This is a genomic window from Bradyrhizobium sp. MOS001, from assembly GCF_004634465.1.
Lineage (GTDB): Bacteria > Pseudomonadota > Alphaproteobacteria > Rhizobiales > Xanthobacteraceae > Bradyrhizobium > Bradyrhizobium barranii.
On the sequence record NZ_SPVJ01000015.1, the window covers coordinates 67,721 to 85,259 of the forward strand.

The window sequence follows — 17,539 nt, forward strand, 5'->3', positions numbered from 1 at the left end:
AATCCGCCCCGGATCAGTGCCACGCGGAAGTGACGGCGGCCACGATTTCGTCGGTACCGGGAAAGTGGCCCTTGCTGCGGCTGGCGACAATGCTGTCGCCGACCCTGACCTGGAAGATCCCACCCTTGGCGGGCACAAGAGCCGCCTCCAGCGCCAGATGCTGCCGCAGCGCAGCAGCGGCGTCCTTGGCGCGCTTCTCGTAGCCGCAGGGACGGCAATAGATGATGGTCACATCAGCCATCTCGCCCGCCTTCAGGCAGCACGCTGCTGGCGCACGGCTTCGATGCCGGCGATCCAGCCGGCGACGGAGCGGCCGATCGCCTCGGGGTGATCCTCCTGGAGAAAGTGCAGCCCAGGTCCGAGGCGCACCAATGCGCAGTGATTCAGCGAGGCTGCGAACCGTTCGGCGAATTCGGGCGCGACGAGCGCGCCGGGCGTGCCCGAGAACAACAGCTTCGGATAGGACGATGCAGCCAGCGCCGCATGCGCGGATTGGAGCGTCTCGTAGACGTCGGCGGGCTCGCCTGCGATCGGCAGTTCGCGGGGGAAGGCGAGAACGGGCCGGCGGCTCTCCGCCGTGGGGAATGGCGCACGGTAAGGCGCCATCTCGTCCTCGCCGAGCTTGCGAACGATGCCACCGGGCAGCACGCGTTCGACGAACGCGTTCGCCTCGAGGATCATCGCTTCGCCCTCGCCCGGCGTCCTGAATTTGCGGAACGCCGCCCTCGCCGCCTCGGCGTGGTCCTGCTCCTCCGCGACCTCGGTGTGGTGAAAGTCCTGCCAGGTCGGCATCGGGCGGATGAACTCCATGAAGGCAAGGCCGCGCACGAAATCCGGCCGGCGCGCGGCGAGATGGAACGCGAGCGCGGTGCCCCAGTCCTGCGCGACGAGATAGGCCGATTTGATGCCGCGCGGTTCGATGAATGCATCGAGATAGCGGACGTGGTCGACGAAGCGATAGCCGATGTCGGGCTTGCCGGACTGGCCGAAGCCGACGAGATCGGGCGCGATGCAATGTGCGACCGGCGATACAAGCGGCAGGATGTTGCGCCAGATATGCGACGACGTCGGGTTGCCGTGCAGGAACAGGGCAGCGGGCGCATCGCGATCTCCCGCCTCGCGATAGGCCATCGTGCTTCCCAGCACGGACGCTTTGAGAATCTCGATTTCAGTTGGCTTGCTCATGTCAGCTCCCTGAAGACGGTTTGAAAGGCGATGGTCTTGAAACGTTCGAGGGCGTTGGGATTGCGGTCGACCTTCATGCGCAGGATCGCGCCCTGCCAGGACGCGAGCAGGAAATCGGCAAGCTCTTCGGGCTCGAAATCGGATGCGATCTCGCGGCACGTCTGGGCGTCCCTGATGCAGGCGGCGAACGGCGCGCGCCATTGCGCGAAGATTTCGGCGAGACGCGCGCGCAGCATTTCGCTGCTGGCTGATGCCTCCAGGCTGAGGTCACCGATCAGGCAGCCACGGCCATAGCCGTCGACCTCCAGCCGGCCGGTGATGATGTCGAGATAGCGCCGCAGCCGCGCGCGCGGCGTCAGCGAGGTGTCGTCGAGCGCCTCCGCGACCAGCCCCCTCGTGGTGTCGAAGTAGCGGTCGAGCACCTCGGAGGCGAACACCTCTTTGGAGCGAAAATGGTTGGTGAAGGACCCCTGCGGCGCGCCTGCCGCAGCGGTGACGTCGCGCACGCTGGTGCCGTGATAGCCGGTCCTGAACATGACCTTCAGGCCGGCATCGAGGATGGCGTCTTTGAGTGAGGGCTTTGGCATAAGGAAAATAATACGTACGTACGTATTAATGTCAAGCGCATTGCGATCGTTTGGCAATTTGCTTGCCGATCAAGCCGTTATCGCAATGTTGGATAGAGGCCCGCCCTCCGAGCGAACCTGAAGACCTAAGCCGCCGGCTGGCTCCGCGAGACCACCCTGTCGCGCAGCCAGGCGCCGATGGTGCAGCCGACGAGGTAGCAGGCGAACATGACCAGCCCGAGATCGAGCCAATAGCCGAAGCGGCCGGGCACCACATGCGCGAACGAGGCTGCGACCAAGGCGGCGGCAAGCACGGCGAGCCAGCGCGCGGTCACCTTCGAGGTGCCGTTGCCGCGCTGGACCACCGAGATCCAGCCCATGCAAAAGCCCAGCAGCAGCGAGCCGATCAGCCAGCCCAGATGGAACGAGACGAGATAGGGCATCATCACCTCACCAGAAATTCGATGCGGCGGTTCTGCGCCTTGCCTTCATCGGTGTCATTGCCGGCGAGGGGTTGCGTGGCGCCATAGCCGACCGGAGTGAAGCGGGTGGCCGGCAGCCCGGCCTTGACCAGATAGTCGATCACGGCCTGCGCGCGCTTCTCCGAGAGAGCCTGATTGAAGGAGTCCTCACCGTCGGCATCGGTGTGCCCGGCCACCTCGATATTGGTGGTGGGGCAGCGCAGCGCCGTCTCGATCAGGTGGTCGAGAATGCCGGCGGAATCCGGGTCGATGTCGGCGCGTTTCGTTGCGAAGCGGATCTTGCCCTTGTTCAGGAGCTCCGTGAACAATTGCTGGCAGACCGTGCCGTCGACCGGGCCCGCGGCAGGCTTCACCGTAATCTCCGGCTTGTACTGCCAGTTCTTCGGGAAGTCCTTGCCGAGGCCTGCGCGGATGTCGTTGGCGGCCCCTTCATAGAGCGCGTCGCCCGACAGCTTCACCTCGCGATCGGACACCACGAGCGTACCGGTCGACAGCCGCGACAGCCCGCCGAGCGCTGTGACCACGGCAGTATTGAAGGAGCCGGGTGCGCCGACGCTGGCCTTGAGATTGTCGACGACCTTTTCGGTGAAGAACTTTCGCGAGGCACTCGTTGCAATGGCCGCGTGCACGTTGTTGTCAGGCACGTAGCCCGTCAGCGTCACGGTCGCGGCGACCGGGTCCTTGTAGGCCTGGAAGATGTAGGGCGGCGCCTTGACATCGTTGGCGGCGACCGAAAAGCCCTCCGGCAGGTTCTTGAGCGCGGCCGCGATCGCCTCACGGCCGCCGAGGTCGCGCGCCATGCCCGACAGATTGACCTTGGTGTCGGTGATCGTGATCCTGCCGTCCTTGAGCTTGCCGATCTGGTCGAGCAGCAGCATCGCGGCCGCCTCGAACCGCGGCGGCGCGCCGCGCGCGAGACCCATCTGATCGGCGACCTCGGTCCCGTTGACCTCCTTGCGCGCGGCCTCGGTCAGGCGCGCCTTCATCGACGGCAGGGGCGCGGAGCCGGACAGCGTCACCCGCACCACGTCACGCTCGGCATTCCAGACGAAGGGCGTTGCTTCGGGAACAAGGCGGGTCCGGTCGTCGACCAGGCGCACGCCCGGGACGAGCTCGACCGCCATCACGGCATCGCGGCGCCCCTCCTCGGAAAAGGCGTCCGCGGCCAGGCCGACGTCCCGGCCGTCGACCGCGATCCGGGTCTTGTCCAGAACGGTCTCCTTGAGCGCGGCCGAGCTGCGGGCGGATAGGTCCGCCTCGACCGGCAAGGTATTATTCCAGGCCGCAAATCCCCACATGACGGCCAGGGGGATCAGCCCTGGCCACCATTTGCTGGCCCACCTGAAAAGCTTCTGCATTCAACGACCCGAACTCTGGAACCGGAGACAAAACAAACCCTTGGCGGGCTGTCAAACCGGAAATGATGCCCTTCCGAAGGCCATGCGTCGACAATTGGAATAACTTTTTCTTCAAGGGTTCTTCCGTAAGTTGAAAGTGGAATGCCAGAGTTCGCCAGCCGGTCATGAAACAACTCCGAAACAACGTCATCCGCGCCGGGCTGGGGGCACTCTATTTCAGCGGGGCGCACCACCTGTTGCGCCCGCTCTTGTCGGGCGTCGGCGCCATTTTCATGCTGCACCATGTGCGGCCGGCCCGCGAGGCCGCGTTCCAGCCGAACCGGCACCTCGAAGTCACCCCCGATTTCCTGCGCGCCACGCTGAGCCATTTGCGCTCGCGCGGGATCGACATCGTCAGCATGGACGAGCTGCATGAGCGGCTGGTGCAGGGCCGGTTCACCCGCCCCTTCGCCGCCTTCACCCTCGACGACGGCTACCGCGACAATCTCGAATTCGCGCTGCCGGTTCTGCGCGAATTTGACGCGCCCTTGGCCGTCTATGTCGCGAGCGAGTTTGCCGAGGGCACCGGACGTCTGTGGTGGACCGCGCTGGAAACCGTGATCGCGAAGGCCGAACACATCGACATCCAGATCGGCAATTCCGCGCTGCGGCTGGATGCAACGACCCCCGCCGCAAAACAAATGGCGTTCGACCGCCTGCACGATTGGCTGCGCGCGCTGCCGGGGGAACATGATCTCAAGCGCGAGATCGAGGCGCTCTGCGCCAGATACGACGTCGACATGGCCGCACTGTGCCGCAGCCTGTGCCTGTCCTGGGACGAGGTGAAGGCATTTGCCGCCGATCCGCTGGTCACGATCGGCGCGCACACCATCAGCCATTGCAATCTCGCCAGGCAGAGCGAGGGGATCGCCGCACAGGAGATGGCGGTAAGCCGCGCGCGGATCGAGCAGGCGCTCGGCCGTACCGTGCTGCACTTCGCCTACCCCTATGGCGACCGCGAAGCCGCGGGCGAGCGCGAATTCGCTCTCGCTGCATCGGCCGGCTTCAAGACCGCGGTGACGACCCGGCCCGGCATGCTGTTCGCAGAAAATGCCGGCCACATGACCGCGCTGCCGCGCGTCTCGCTCAACGGCAATTACCAGGACGCGCGAATTTTGCCGGTGCTGACCTCAGGCGCCGCGACCGCGATGTGGAACGGCTTTCGCCGGATTGCGGCGGCGTAGCCACGCTGTCGTCCCGGCGAACGCCGGGACCCATACCGCGGAATCCATCGATTACATTTGGTAGAAGTACCGAACGACGAGTCTTCGCCAAACTACTCCCTGTGGTTATGGGTCCCGGCGTTCGCCGGGACGACACCGAGTGAGTTGGACCGCAGCCGCGCCACTCTCGCGCCTTCCTTGACTCCCCTCTCCGCCGCGCTCAAAACGTCGCCAACCAAGGGAGGCTCCATGTTCAACGATCTGTTCTCGCTCAAAGGCCGTGTCGCGCTCGTGACCGGCGGGTCGCGCGGCATCGGCAAGATGATCGCGGCGGGCTTCCTCGCGCAAGGCGCGGCGAAGGTCTACATCACCGCGCGCAAGGCCGGGCCGTGCGAGGCGACGGCGAAAGAGCTCTCCGCCCAATATGAGGGCGAATGCATCGCGCTGCCGATCGACATCTCGACCATCGAAGGCTGCGACAGGCTGGCCTCCGAGATCATCAAGCTGGAGCCGAAGCTCGACATCCTCGTCAACAATGCGGGCGCAGCCTGGGGCGCGGAGTTCGACGAATTCCCGGAGAGCGGCTGGGACAAGGTGATGGACCTCAACGTCAAGTCGCTGTTCTTCCTGACCAAGGCACTGGCAAAGCCGCTGCGCGCGGCGGCCTCGCACGAGCGGCCGGCCAAGGTGATCAACATCGCCTCGGTGGACGGCATCTTCGTCAATCCGAGCGAGACCTATTCCTACGCCGCCAGCAAGGCCGCCGTGATCCATCTGACGCGGCGCATGGCGACGAAGCTGATCAAGGACAACATCAACGTCACCGCGATCGCACCGGGCGCGTTCAAGTCCGACATGAACCGCGCCGCGCGCGACCATGCGGACGAGGTCGCCAAGCGCATTCCGGCGCGGCGTATCGGAACCGATGAGGACATGGCCGGCGTGGCGATCTATCTCGCCTCGCGCGCGGGTGATTACGTGGTCGGCAACACCATCGCGGTGGATGGCGGCGTGGTGTACGCGAATGCGGGGCTGGAGATCGCCGGGTAGGCGGGGCGTTTCAGCACAGAGCGCGCGTCACACTCCGCAGTCATGCCCCGGCTTGACCGGGGCATCCAGTACGCTGCAGCGTCTCGATCTATCTCTGCCGCCTCTGGAATACTGGATCACCCGCTCCAGTGCGCAATCGCGCACAAGGCGGGTGATGACACCATTTGCGTTGTGCGAGGGTCGAACCCTGACTCTTACGACTCGATCTTCACGTACTCGAAATCGCCGGGCTTGTTGTCGATGCCGACCTTCGGCGGCGAGATCCAGGAGGCGAACTTGCCGGTCTCGGTGACGGGCTGCATCAGCGAGGTGATGAAGTCGCCGTCGGCGGTCGAGGGCAGCCACTCGTCCTTGCGCTTCGCCCAAATGGCATCGTCGATCAAAAGACCATCCGGCGTCGCATGGATGCCCTTGAACTCGCCGATATGGCGATGGAAAGCGACGTTGGGCAGTTTGAGCTGGAAGTTATAGCCGGCGGTCGAGATCACCTTGTTCCAGCGCAGCATGCCCTTGACGCAGTCCTGGCTGTAATCGTCGCGCAGGCGCATGTTGAGCGCGGTCAGCGCCGGCTCGTCTACCAGCTTGATCTCGCCGTCGATGAACTTGAGCACCGGATAGGTGGCGTTCTTGAGCTGGTGATCGTCGTCGATCTGGGTCTCGTGATAACGGCCCTTGATGCCGGTGTTGAAGGCGTTGGCCGCGTTGGTCGAGACCTCCGAGCCGAACAGGTCGAGCGACAGCGTATAGTGCAGGTTCAGCTTCTTCTGGATCGTCGGCAGGTCGATCACGCCGAGCGCGCGAACCTTTGCGATGTCGGTGGGATCGGTGATGCCGGCTTCGCGCATCGCGTCACAAGTGCGCTGCACGACGCGGGTGATGCCGGTCTCGCCGACGAACATGTGGTGCGCTTCTTCCGTCAGCATGAAACGGCAGGTGCGCGACAAGGGATCGAAGCCCGACTGCGCGAGCGAGTGCAGCTGCATCTTGCCGTCGCGGTCGGTGAAGTAGGTGAACATGAAGAAGGACAGCCAGTCCGGCGTCGCCTCGTTGAAGGCACCGAGCATGCGCGGCGCATCGGCATCGCCCGAGCGACGGCGCAGCAAGTCATCAGCTTCCTCGCGGCCGTCGCGGCCAAAGTACTTCTGGAGCAGATAGACCATCGCCCAGAGATGACGGCCTTCCTCGACATTGACCTGGAACAAATTGCGCATGTCGTAGAGCGAGGGCGCGGTCTTGCCGAGGTGGCGCTGCTGCTCGACGGAAGCCGGCTCGGTGTCGCCCTGGATCACGATCAGGCGGCGCAGCATGGCGCGATACTCGCCCGGGACTTCCTGCCACGCAGGCTCGCCGAAATGCTCGCCGAACGGAACGACGCGATTTTCCTCCTGCGGCGCAAGCAGGATGCCCCAGCGATAGTCGGGCATGCGGACATAATCGAACTTGGCCCAGCCGCGCGGATCGACGGAATAGGCGGTGCGCAGATACACCAGCGACTCCTGAAAGCCTTCCGGCCCCATGTCGCTCCACCAGTCCATATAGCCGGGATGCCAGCCTTCCAGCGCCTTCAGCACCTGGCGGTCTTCGGCGAGATTGACGTTGTTGGGAATCTTGGTCGAGTAGTCGACGTTCATGATGTTCATGGTGGACCTCCCGTGGGGGACTGATTCATTCAACGATTGGCATCGAACCGTGAGCTTGCGAATGGCGAATGGTGAGTAGCGAATGGAAATCCCTATTCGCCATTCACCACTCCCTACTCGCTAAACTCTCGTCATATCGAATTTCGGCTTCTGGCCGCTGCCGTAGCGGCGCAGCGCGCCTTCCTCGCCGACCGCGTTCGGGCGCTGGAAGATCCAGTTCTGCCACGCGGTCAGACGCGAAAAGATCTTCGATTCCATCGTCTCGGGGCCGACGAAGCGCAGGCTGGCTTCCATGCCGGTGAGGCTGTCCGGCGAGAAGCTGGCGCGCTCCTCGAGGAACACGCGCACCTCGTCGTCCCAGTCGATGTCGTCGAGCGCGAAGGTGACGAGGCCGAGCTCTTCCGCCTGCTCGGCGTCGAGCGCGGTGCCCATGGTAGCTTCCGCACGCTCGACGTCGGACGGATCGGCCTGGAAGCGCGATTCCAGCCGGGTCAGGCCGTGGCTCATCGGATACGGACCGAAGTTCATGGCCGACAATTCGATCGACGGCGGCGGACGGTTGTCGCCCTGGCGCGTGCCGATCAGCATGTAGGAGCGGTCGGCGGCGAAGACGAGCTCGGCGAGCGTGCCGGCAAAGCAGGAGCCGGGCTCGACCAGCGTCACCAGCGTGCGCGAGGTGACGTCGATGCGCTTCAGCACGCGCTTCCAATAGTGCCTGATTTCGTTGACCAGCCAGTGCGCCTTGTTGGCTTCGAGGAAGGCATCGGATGCCAGCACATGGGCGCGGTCGCCATGGCTCTTGAAGACGAGCATCGCAATCTCGAGCTCGTTGATGCGCAGATGCAGGATGGCGTCGTCGAGCTCGCGCGCGACCTGGAGCGGCCAGAACGAAGGCCCCTGCGCCATCATGCCGTCGATGTCGGCCGGCGGAGCGGCCTCCGGCGCCTTGATCGAGATGGTGGCGATGCGCGCCGTGCGATCGATGTCGACGCTGACAAAACCGTAGCGGATGCTGGTCTCGTCGATGACGCGCCTGAGCGGTGTCAGCGCAATACCTTTGCCGGTGCCCTTGCGCTTCGACTGGCCTGCGAATTCCTTGGCGCGCTCGGCGACCTTGGCTTCAAGTTTGGAGTTCGGCGCGATCTCGTCGACGAGGCGCCACTGCACGGCGCGCTTGCCCTTCACGCCTTCCTCGATGGTGCAGAAGAAATCGGCGTGGTCGCGGCGCACCTTGCGCTTGTCGACGACGCGGGTGAGGCCGCCGGTGCCCGGCAGCACCGCGAGCAGCGGCACTTCCGGCAACGCGACGGCCGACGAGCCGTCATCGGCGAGGATGATGTGGTCGGTCGCGAGCGCCAGCTCATAACCGCCGCCGGCGGCCGAGCCGTTCACCACCGTGATGAAGCGCTGGCCGGAATTCTCCGAAGAGTCTTCCATACCGTTGCGGGTCTCGTTGGTGAATTTGCAGAAGTTCACCTTGTGGGCATGGGTCGAGCCCGCAAGCATTCGGATGTTGGCGCCGGCGCAGAACACGCGGTTCTTGGCCGAGCGCATCACCACGACCTTCACCTCGGGGTGTTCGAAACGCAGGCGCTGGACGACGTCCGCCAGCTCGATGTCGACGCCGAGATCGTAGGAATTGAGCTTGAGCAGATAGCCTTCGAACAGGCCGCCATTCTCGTCGACGTCCATGGTCAGGGTGGCGACGTCGCCATCGACCGCGAGCTTCCAGTGCTTGTAGCGGGACGGTTCGGTCTGGAAATCGATGAATGTCGCGCCGCCTGCGAGGCGCCGATCTTCCCCGGCCATGGGCCACCCTTGAGCTTGGTTATGCGTTTTGGCTGTAGCGTTAGATGCACAATAGTGCATCTTTTTGAAAGCGTCTAGCCCTTAACGGCCATCGCATGCACTTTGTTTCATGAGACCTATTGAGACCGCACAATGGCGCCCAGGGTGATCCAGTCCGCCTTCGAGAGTTCGGAACGGCCCAGCTTGGCCTGGAGCAGAGCCGTCAGCGCCGGAATGGGGAAGCTCTCGACAAAGCCGTCGCCGCCCGCGGCCGCCTTGCGCGAGTTCAGCGCCCGCAACTCCGCCTGCGCGTCGCCGAACAGGCGCGCGGCCGAATGCAGCCGCTGCATGCGCAGTCGCAAATTGGCATTGGCGATGTGAATGCAGGCACGCAGCAGGATGCGCTCGCGGCCGCCTTGCGGGGCTGCGGCCCACACCGCTTCCAGCACCTCCTGCGATTCCCAGAAATAGCCGCGATCGTTGAGCGCCAGCCCGTAGCGCAGCGCCGGATGGCGCGCCGGCACGTAGCCGCGGAACGCCGGGGGCACCAGCGCCTTGGCCAAATCAAGCGTCTCGTAATCCGCGTCGACCCCGTCGGTCTCGCCCGGCACATAGGCCCATCGCGGCCACGGCAACGGGCCGCTCGCATCCGAAGGCACATTCATGGATGTGCCTCCGCAGGATCATGCGGCGCGTCCCTGAAGTCCCTGATCGTCGCGCAGGGCCGCTCTTGCAAATTGCTCAATCGCGTCAAGCGTCGCCCTCGGCGCTTCACGATGCGGGGAATGTCCCGCGTCTGAAATAATTTTCAAATCTACCGGACAGTAACACTCTTCCTGCGCAATTTCGACCTGTCGCAATGTCCCATATTGGTCGTCCTTGCCCTGCACGACCAGGATGGGAACGCGGATGTAGGCGAGATATTCCGAAATGTCCCAGTCGCGGAACTTCGGATCGAGCCAGGCGCCGTTCCAGCCGTAGAAGGCGTTGTCGACATCCCTGTGCCAGCGCGCCAGCTTCGCCTTGAGGTCGGTACTCTCGAAGGTCGTCTTGATCGCTGCGATGGATTTCACCGAGATATCCTCGACGATGAAATGCGGCGCCATCAGCACGAGGCCGTTCAAGCGGTGATCCTGATGCGCGCCGGCATAGATCGTCGCGATCGAGGCACCGTCGGAATGGCCGAGCAGGAGGCCGCGCTTGAAGGAAATCGCGTCGAGGATATTCGGCAGCACATCCAGCGCCTCGCGCTGCATGTAATCGAGCGGCCGCGGCAGCGTGACCGGGCTCGACTGGCCGTAGCCCGCGCGCGAATAGACGAAGATGCCGGCGCCGGTGGCTTGCTGCAGCTTCTCGGGCAAGTCGCCCCACAGGTCGACGGAGCCGAGGCCTTCGTGCAGCATGACGATGGTGGGGGCGTCAGCGGCTTGTGGCGCGAGCCATTTGTATTCGAGGCTGGCGCTACCGATGGTCAGGAAGCCGGTGGGGGTGAGGTTGGTCATGGTCGTATTCCTGTTCGCTCCGTCTGTACCCTCCCCTGGAGGGGGAGGGTCGGCTCACATCGAGCGCAGCGAGATGTGAGACGGGGTGGGGTGACAGTCTCTCGGCGGATGCGGTGCCCGAGTGGAGAGATCACCCCACCCCGCTTCGCATTGCGCTTCGCTCCATGCGAAGCGACCCTCCCCCTCCAGGGGAGGGTCAGCAAGCGAGCCCGCCGCTTGCACGCTCAATTCGCCCCTTCCCGCAACTTGAACCGCTGGATCTTCCCGGTCGCCGTCTTCGGCAGCGACTCCACCACGTCGATCCAGCGCGGATATTTCCACGGGCCGATCTTCTGCTTGACGTGCTCCTTCAGCATCTCCTGCAAGTCCGCCGTCGCCGCACCCGGACGCAGCACGACGAAGGCCTTCGGCTTCAGCAGGCCTTCCGGATCGGCTTCCGGCACGACGGCGGCTTCCAGCACGGCGGGATGCGTGATCAGCGCGCTCTCGACCTCGAACGGCGAGACCCAGATGCCGGACACCTTGAACATGTCGTCGGCGCGGCCGCAGAAGGTGTAGCGGCCTTCGCCATCGCGGACATATTTGTCGCCGGTGCGGGTCCACGGACCTTCAAAGGTGCGGCGGCTCTTGTGGCGCTGGTTCCAGTAGCCCTCGCCGGCGGAGGGCGCATCGACCAGCAGCTCGCCGACCTCGCCGTCGGCGACATCCTGGCCGGCCTCGTTGACGAGCCGCACCGCATAGCCCGGCACCGGCTTGCCGGAGGAGCCGTATTTGATGTCGCCGGGCGCGTTCGACAGGAAGATGTGCAGCAGCTCGGTCGAGCCGACGCCGTCGAGGATATCGACGCCGAAGCGCGATTTCCAGCTGTTGCCGACGGATTCCGGCAGCGCCTCGCCGGCCGAGGTGCAGATGCGCAGCGACTTGCCGCCGCGCTCGGCCTTCATCGTCTCGTCGTTGAGCATCGCCGCGAACAGCGTCGGCACGCCGTAGAAGATCGAGGGATTGTACCTGTTCATCAGGTCGAACATGCGCGCCGGCGTCGGGCGCTCGCTGTTCAGCACCACGGTGGCGCCGACCGACATCGGAAAAGTCAGCGCATTGCCGAGGCCATAGGCGAAGAACAGTTTTGCCGCAGACAGGCAGACGTCGTTCTCGCGGATGCCGAGCACCTGGCTCGCATAGGTGTCCGCGGTCGCCTGCAAATTCGAATGGATGTGGCGCACGCCCTTGGGCATGCCGGTTGAGCCCGACGAATACAGCCAGAATGCGGGCTCGTCGGGATGCGTCGCGGCGGTCGTGAACTGGTCGCTCTCGCCGGCGAGCTCTTCCGCGAGCTGCTTGTGGCCGTTCATCTTGGCGCCGGAGACCACGACGTGCTCGAGATCCGGCATGCGGCCAACGACGTCCTTGATAACAGGATAGAGCGCTTCGGAGACGAACAGCACCCGCGCGCGGCAATCGGCGAGGATGTAGGCGTATTGGTCCGCGGTCAGCAGCGTGTTGAGCGGCACCGGCACAATGCCGGCACGGATCGCGCCCAGAAACACGATCGGGAAATCGACCGTATCCAGCATGATCATCGCCACGCGCTCCTCGCGGCGGACCCCGAGCCGGCGCAACATGTTGGCGGCACGCCGGGTCTCGCGCTGGAGCTCGCCATAGGTGAGCCGCGAGACGGTGTCGTCGAAGACGAGCTTGCCTCCCCTGCCGTCCTCGACGTTGCGGTCGAGCAGCCAGGTCACCGCGTTATAGGATCCCTCGCTCACGGACTTCTCCCCCGAATTTAGAATTATAATTCATAGAAAGACACCGCGGCGGCTTGCTGTCAATGCTGGCAGGCATTATGTTTCATTAAAACGCGCCGCAGGACACCCTCTCAAGAAGGCCCATGATCTGCAGTCCATGACCGACAGTCCCGACGCCGAATCCCGATTTCTCGAACAGCTCGGCCAGCGCGTGCGCACCATGCGCGCGCTGCGCGGCATGTCGCGCAAGGTGCTGGCCAAGGTATCAGGGATTTCGGAGCGCTACATCGCGCAGCTCGAGAGCGGCAAGGGCAACGTCTCCATCGTGCTGCTGCGCCGCGTCTCCGACGCGATGGGCGCGCATCTCGAGGACCTGCTTCCCTCGGCCGATCCGACGCCGGAGTGGCAGATGTTTCGCGATCTCCTGCGCAAGGCGACGCCGGCGCAGATCGCTCAGGCCAAGGACGTTCTCGCCGGCGGCAGTGCGTCGGCGCCGCGGCGCGCGCCGTTCTGCGGCATTGCGCTGATCGGCCTGCGCGGCGCCGGCAAATCGACGCTTGGGCGGATGCTGGCGAAGAAGGTCGGCTGGAGTTTTGTTGAGCTCAACAAGGAGGTCGAGCAGCAGAACGGGCTCTCGGTCGCCGAGATCATCGCGCTCTACGGCCAGGAAGGCTTTCGCCGCATGGAGCAGGCAGCGCTGCAACAGCTGCTCGCGCGCAACGAGCTGATGGTGCTGGCGACCGGCGGCGGCATCGTGTCGGAGCCGTTGACCTTCGACCAGATCCTGTCGTCGTTCTACACGATCTGGCTGAAGGCCGAGCCCGAGGAGCACATGGCCCGCGTGCGCCGCCAGGGCGACCTGCGCCCGATGGCGGACGACCGCTCCGCGATGGCCGAGCTGCGCAACATCCTGCTGAGCCGCGAACCGCTGTATTCGCGCGCGACGGCGGTGGTGGATACGGCAGGGCTGTCGGTCGATGCGGCGGCTGCAAGGCTGATCGATGCGGTGCGGCCGGTGCTGCAGAACGAAGCCCGGAGTTTCGGCCTGCGCAGCGTGGCGCTGTAGGGCGATCCGCGCGCGCCGACCTCCGCTGCGTTCCCTCCCCCCTTGCGGGGGAGGGTTCGGGAAAGGGGTCCACACGGGGACTCCATCACTCGCGCAACGCGCTTCTTCTTCGCGACAACCAACACCATTTCCTGGGCGACCCCTCTCCCCTGCCCTCCCCCGCAAGGGGGGAGGGAGCAGAGCTGAGCGCGCAGCTACGCCATGCGTCCCCTTTTCGTTTCGCAAAGGGAGACGATATGAAGAGCCTTGCACCAGACAGGACTCACGATGACCTCCAGCGACGTCACCACCTCCATGTTCGAGCGGATCGGCGGCAGCGGCACGATCGACCTTCTGGTCGACCGCTTCTACGACCGCATGGACAAGCTGCCGGAGGCGAAAATGATCCGCGCGATGCACGCGGATGACCTCGGACTGATCAGGGACGTGCTGAAGCGCTACCTCACCGAATGGACCGGCGGCCCAAAACTCTATTCCGTCGAGAAGGGCCATCCACGGCTGCGGCAGCGGCATATCGGCTTTGCCATCGGCGAGGCCGAGCGCGATGCGTGGCTGCTCTGCATGCGCGGCGCGCTGGACGAGACGGTCACGGACGCTGCCGCGCGGCAAGACCTCGACAAGGCGATATCGGGCCTGGCCGACTGGATGCGCAACCGACAGTGACACAGAGCGCGAGTTGGGGACGCGGTGGGTTACGCCAGCGGACTGCGCTTCGCGCAGTTGCAGGCTAACCGACCCTGCGCAATCCCACCCTGTCATTGCACGCGTCAAACACCGAGTGATCCAGCGCCTCGGCCACAAAACCCGCCACATAAATCAACGCCAGGATTGCCGCGGAGATCGCCACCGTCTCCGCATGCGCGAGCCCCCACCGCAACAACCGCTGCAACAATGTCGGCTGCGGAAAGCGGTAGGTCTGGCCCTGCGGCGTGATCAGGTCAAACGACCGAACCGGCCTCGAGCGGACGGGGATCTTGCTGGGCAGCATCTGGAACTCTCCTCTCCAGCTCCTCGATCATGCCGCGCGCGATCTCCCGCTCGCCCATGATGACGACATCCGCCCCCAGCCCCTTCAAATGATCGACCTCGGCATCCGCATGCGCCCGCGCGATGATGCGGATATCCGGATTGGCCGCACGCGCCTGCTGCACGATCTGCCCTGCCTCGAACGCCTCGGGGATCGCGATGACGAGATGCCGCGCCCGTGACGGATTGGTGGCGCCGAGAATTTCGGGCTGCGCGGCATTGCCCATGACGGTCTCGATGCCGCCCTGCTTCAGCTTCGCCAGCGCACTCTCGCCGACCTCGGCGACAAGGAACGGCAATTGCCGCTGTTTCAGGGCATCGCCGACGAGCGCGCCGACGCGGCCATAGCCGATCACGATCGTATGGTCGGTCAGGTCCGTGGTGCGGATCGGTTCGGGCACGGCGGCCGCGGCCTGCGGTGAATCCCGGCGCGGGTCGAGACGCGGCGCGAGCCAGGTGGCGGCCGCGAACATCAGCGGGTTGAGCATGATGGAGAGGATCGCGCCGGCCATGATCAGGTCGCGACCGTCGCTGGGCAGGATCTGCGAGGCGACGCCGAGCTCGGCCAGGATGAAAGAGAACTCGCCGATCTGCGACAGGCTCGCCGAGATCGTCAGCGCGGTCGCGACCGGATGCCGGAACAGGACCACGATCAGGAACGCCGCGAGTGATTTGCCGAGCATGATAATCGCCAGCGTCGCCAGCAGCGGCCAGGGCTCGCGGACCACGCTCATCGGATCGAACATCATGCCGACCGAGACGAAGAACAGCACGGCGAAGGCATCGCGCAGCGGCAGCGATTCCTGCGCGGCGCGTGCACTGAGCGGCGATTCCCGCAGCATCATGCCGGCGAAGAACGCGCCCAGCGCCAGCGACACGTCGAACAGCTTCGTTGCCCCGAATGCGATGCACAGCGCAATCGCAAGCACGCCAAGACGGAACAATTCGCGCGAGCCGGTATGCGCGATATAGTGCAGGATCCAGGGGATCACCCGGCGCCCCACCACCAGCATCAGCCCGATGAACACGATGATCTTGGCCAGGGTCAGCATCACGATGCCGGCAAGCCCGAAGCCAGCCTGCGCGGCCAGCGGCTCGAAGGCTGGCTTGTCGCCGCCGCTCTGAAGGCTTGCGATCGCCGGGAACAGCACCAGCACGAGCACCATCGCGAGGTCCTCGACGATGAGCCAGCCTACCGCGATGCGGCCGCGATCGGTCTCCATCAGGCGCCGCTCCTGCAGCGCGCGAAGCAGGACCACCGTGCTCGCGACCGACAACGCCAGTCCGAACACGAGTCCCGCACCAACGCCCCAGCCCATCAGCCATGCAAGGCCGAGCCCCATCAGTGTGGCGACCGCAATCTGCACGACGGCGCCCGGAACGGCGATGCGCCGGACGCTCAGCAGATCCTGGAGCGAAAAATGCAGGCCGACGCCGAACATCAGCAAGATAATGCCGAGTTCGGCGAGCTCGGTCGCAAGTGCCTGGTCGGCGACGAAGCCTGGCGTGAACGGGCCGACGGCAACGCCGGCAAGCAGGTAGCCGACAAGCGGCGGAATGCGGAACCGCTGCGCTATAGTTCCAAGTACGAAGGCGAGTCCAAGTCCGACGACGATGGTGGCGATGAGAGGTGTGTCATGCGGCATTTTTGCCTTTTGACACAGAGCGCGCGCCGGCGCACCGCGACCAAGTGAGGCGGCTCAGCGCGCGACGCCTGCAATCGCGCCGTCAGATCGACCAATAATTTGGGTGCGCGTAGGGCTGCGAACGATCGCCCCAGTCAAATTCGTCGCCGTCGAACTCGCACGGTCCGCTGGCGAGTTCGTCCTGCGTCACCTCGACACGAAAAGCCTGCCGCGCGGGATCGTATTTCAGCGCGCCCCACTGCACCGGATAATGGTGGTGCGTGCCGAGCAGCCCGCCAGTCCTGATCACGGCGTAGGCGACCGTGCCGGTCACCTTGTCGAGCATCAGCCGCTCGATCGAGCCGAGCTTCGCGCCGTCGCGCCCGTAGACGCCGACGTGCTCCACGCGATCACTGGGAACCATGGTGTGTTTCATGGCGTCCTCCCTGTTGTCTTGCGTGACGAGATTATAGGCCCGCGGACGCGCGGCGCCAACGATCGTTGCTATAACAGCTGCGACCGCACGGACTCCGCGCCCTCGCGGAGCAGCGGAAGCAACCGGTCGACCAGCTCCCCTGCCGGCACGCGGTCGACATGGGCGCCCATGTTGATGGCGGCGACGATCACGCCGTCGTAGCGGCGCACCGGAACCGAGATCGAGCGGAAATGCGGCTCTGCCTCGCGATCGACCAGCGAATAGCCTTGGTCGCGATCGGCTGTGATACTGGCCAGCAGCGCCTTGGGATCCGTCACCGTCTGCGGCGTCAACATCTCGCGCTTCATTGTCTTCAGGCGTGCGGCAAGCGCTGCGTCATCGAACTGCCCGAGCATGGCGCGACCGACCGAGGTGCAGAACGCCGGCAGCCGGTAGCCGATCTCGAGCCCACCCGAAAACATCCGCGCCGGGCTGCTGCGCGCGACAAACACGACGTCGTCGCCATCGAGCACCGCGAGCGAGGAGATTTCCTGCGCTGCCGTGGCGACGCGATCGAGCACCGGCTGAAGCACGGCGACGAGCTGGCTGGAGCGCAGGTAGGACGCCGCGAGCGTCAGCACGTGCGGCGTCAGCGAGAACAGCTTTCCGTCGCCGGCGACGAAGCCGCCGCGCTGGAGCGTGAACAGCATACGCCGCGCGGTGGCGCGCGGCAGCTCTGCGGCCCGGGCGAGATCGCTCAGCGTCATCGGGCCGGTGGTCGCGCCGAAACATTGCAGCAGGCGCAGGCCGCGATCGAGGCTCTCGACGAAATCCGTCGCCCGCTCGTCGTTTTCGCTGCGCTTCAGCTTGGGCATAGGTTCGGGAACAT

The 17,539-nt window shown here is 65.0% G+C and carries 18 protein-coding genes; 4 read left to right on the plus strand and 14 right to left on the minus strand.

Going from position 1 to position 17,539, the window contains the following annotated elements:
* Positions 1–13 precede the first annotated feature (13 nt).
* The 5 genes from CT676_RS20215 to CT676_RS20235 all read right to left on the minus strand — a co-directional run bounded on the left by CT676_RS20215 (position 14) and on the right by CT676_RS20235 (position 3,591).
* On the minus strand, positions 14–241 hold the full coding sequence (locus CT676_RS20215; protein ID WP_085399615.1) for an Rdx family protein: 228 nt from the start codon (positions 239–241) through the stop codon (positions 14–16).
* A gap of 11 nt (positions 242–252) precedes the next feature.
* A complete protein-coding gene (locus CT676_RS20220) occupies positions 253–1,185 on the minus strand; it encodes a haloalkane dehalogenase (RefSeq protein WP_135215212.1) in 933 nt (310 codons plus the stop codon).
* The gene (locus CT676_RS20225; RefSeq protein WP_085399613.1) at positions 1,182–1,772 is read right to left on the minus strand and encodes a TetR/AcrR family transcriptional regulator; all 591 of its coding nucleotides are present in this window, start codon (positions 1,770–1,772) and stop codon (positions 1,182–1,184) included. The genes CT676_RS20220 and CT676_RS20225 overlap by 4 nt, the downstream gene beginning before the upstream one ends.
* A gap of 125 nt (positions 1,773–1,897) precedes the next feature.
* Positions 1,898–2,194, minus strand: coding sequence for a hypothetical protein (locus CT676_RS20230; RefSeq protein WP_063979886.1), 297 nt, complete (start codon positions 2,192–2,194; stop codon positions 1,898–1,900).
* Between the two features lie 2 nt (positions 2,195–2,196).
* A complete protein-coding gene (locus CT676_RS20235) occupies positions 2,197–3,591 on the minus strand; it encodes an OmpA family protein (protein ID WP_085399612.1) in 1,395 nt (464 codons plus the stop codon).
* A 164-nt stretch (positions 3,592–3,755) separates the two neighbouring features.
* Here CT676_RS20235 and CT676_RS20240 point away from each other — a divergent pair, with 164 nt between their 5' ends.
* Together CT676_RS20240 and CT676_RS20245 are read left to right on the plus strand one after the other, a co-directional pair.
* Positions 3,756–4,814 carry a polysaccharide deacetylase family protein gene (locus CT676_RS20240; protein ID WP_085399611.1) on the plus strand — a complete coding sequence of 353 codons (1,059 nt, stop codon included), beginning with the start codon at positions 3,756–3,758 and terminating at the stop codon, positions 4,812–4,814.
* 228 nt (positions 4,815–5,042) lie between these two features.
* Complete coding sequence (locus CT676_RS20245) at positions 5,043–5,843, plus strand: SDR family oxidoreductase (RefSeq protein WP_085399610.1); 801 nt, start codon at positions 5,043–5,045, stop codon at positions 5,841–5,843.
* 194 nt (positions 5,844–6,037) lie between these two features.
* On the opposite strand, the gene boxB is transcribed toward CT676_RS20245, so the two are convergent.
* The 5 genes from boxB to CT676_RS20270 form a co-directional block, all read right to left on the minus strand.
* Complete coding sequence (boxB, locus tag CT676_RS20250) at positions 6,038–7,474, minus strand: benzoyl-CoA 2,3-epoxidase subunit BoxB (protein ID WP_085399636.1); 1,437 nt, start codon at positions 7,472–7,474, stop codon at positions 6,038–6,040.
* A gap of 129 nt (positions 7,475–7,603) precedes the next feature.
* Entirely contained in the window at positions 7,604–9,292 is a 1,689-nt protein-coding gene (boxC, locus tag CT676_RS20255) for a 2,3-epoxybenzoyl-CoA dihydrolase (protein WP_085399609.1), read from the minus strand.
* Positions 9,293–9,408: 116 nt separating this feature from the next.
* The gene (locus tag CT676_RS20260; RefSeq protein ID WP_085399608.1) at positions 9,409–9,936 is read right to left on the minus strand and encodes a DUF309 domain-containing protein; all 528 of its coding nucleotides are present in this window, start codon (positions 9,934–9,936) and stop codon (positions 9,409–9,411) included.
* An 18-nt stretch (positions 9,937–9,954) separates the two neighbouring features.
* Positions 9,955–10,773: an alpha/beta hydrolase gene (locus CT676_RS20265; RefSeq protein ID WP_085399607.1), complete on the minus strand. Its 819-nt coding sequence runs from the start codon at positions 10,771–10,773 to the stop codon at positions 9,955–9,957.
* Between the two features lie 224 nt (positions 10,774–10,997).
* The gene (locus CT676_RS20270) at positions 10,998–12,539 is read right to left on the minus strand and encodes a benzoate-CoA ligase family protein (protein ID WP_085399255.1); all 1,542 of its coding nucleotides are present in this window, start codon (positions 12,537–12,539) and stop codon (positions 10,998–11,000) included.
* Positions 12,540–12,567: 28 nt separating this feature from the next.
* Between CT676_RS20270 and CT676_RS20275 the strand changes: the two genes are divergently transcribed.
* The gene (locus CT676_RS20275; protein WP_275552115.1) at positions 12,568–13,584 is read left to right on the plus strand and encodes a helix-turn-helix transcriptional regulator; all 1,017 of its coding nucleotides are present in this window, start codon (positions 12,568–12,570) and stop codon (positions 13,582–13,584) included.
* A 267-nt stretch (positions 13,585–13,851) separates the two neighbouring features.
* Complete coding sequence (locus CT676_RS20280; protein WP_135215213.1) at positions 13,852–14,247, plus strand: group II truncated hemoglobin; 396 nt, start codon at positions 13,852–13,854, stop codon at positions 14,245–14,247.
* 64 nt (positions 14,248–14,311) lie between these two features.
* On the opposite strand, the gene CT676_RS20285 is transcribed toward CT676_RS20280, so the two are convergent.
* The 4 genes from CT676_RS20285 to CT676_RS20300 form a co-directional block, all read right to left on the minus strand.
* On the minus strand, positions 14,312–14,572 hold the full coding sequence (locus CT676_RS20285) for a hypothetical protein (RefSeq protein WP_085399252.1): 261 nt from the start codon (positions 14,570–14,572) through the stop codon (positions 14,312–14,314).
* Complete coding sequence (ybaL, locus tag CT676_RS20290) at positions 14,523–16,256, minus strand: YbaL family putative K(+) efflux transporter (RefSeq protein WP_135215214.1); 1,734 nt, start codon at positions 16,254–16,256, stop codon at positions 14,523–14,525. The genes CT676_RS20285 and ybaL overlap by 50 nt, the downstream gene beginning before the upstream one ends.
* A gap of 82 nt (positions 16,257–16,338) precedes the next feature.
* On the minus strand, positions 16,339–16,671 hold the full coding sequence (locus CT676_RS20295; RefSeq protein WP_085399250.1) for a PRC-barrel domain-containing protein: 333 nt from the start codon (positions 16,669–16,671) through the stop codon (positions 16,339–16,341).
* 68 nt (positions 16,672–16,739) lie between these two features.
* Complete coding sequence (locus tag CT676_RS20300; protein ID WP_085399249.1) at positions 16,740–17,525, minus strand: IclR family transcriptional regulator C-terminal domain-containing protein; 786 nt, start codon at positions 17,523–17,525, stop codon at positions 16,740–16,742.
* Positions 17,526–17,539 lie beyond the last annotated feature (14 nt).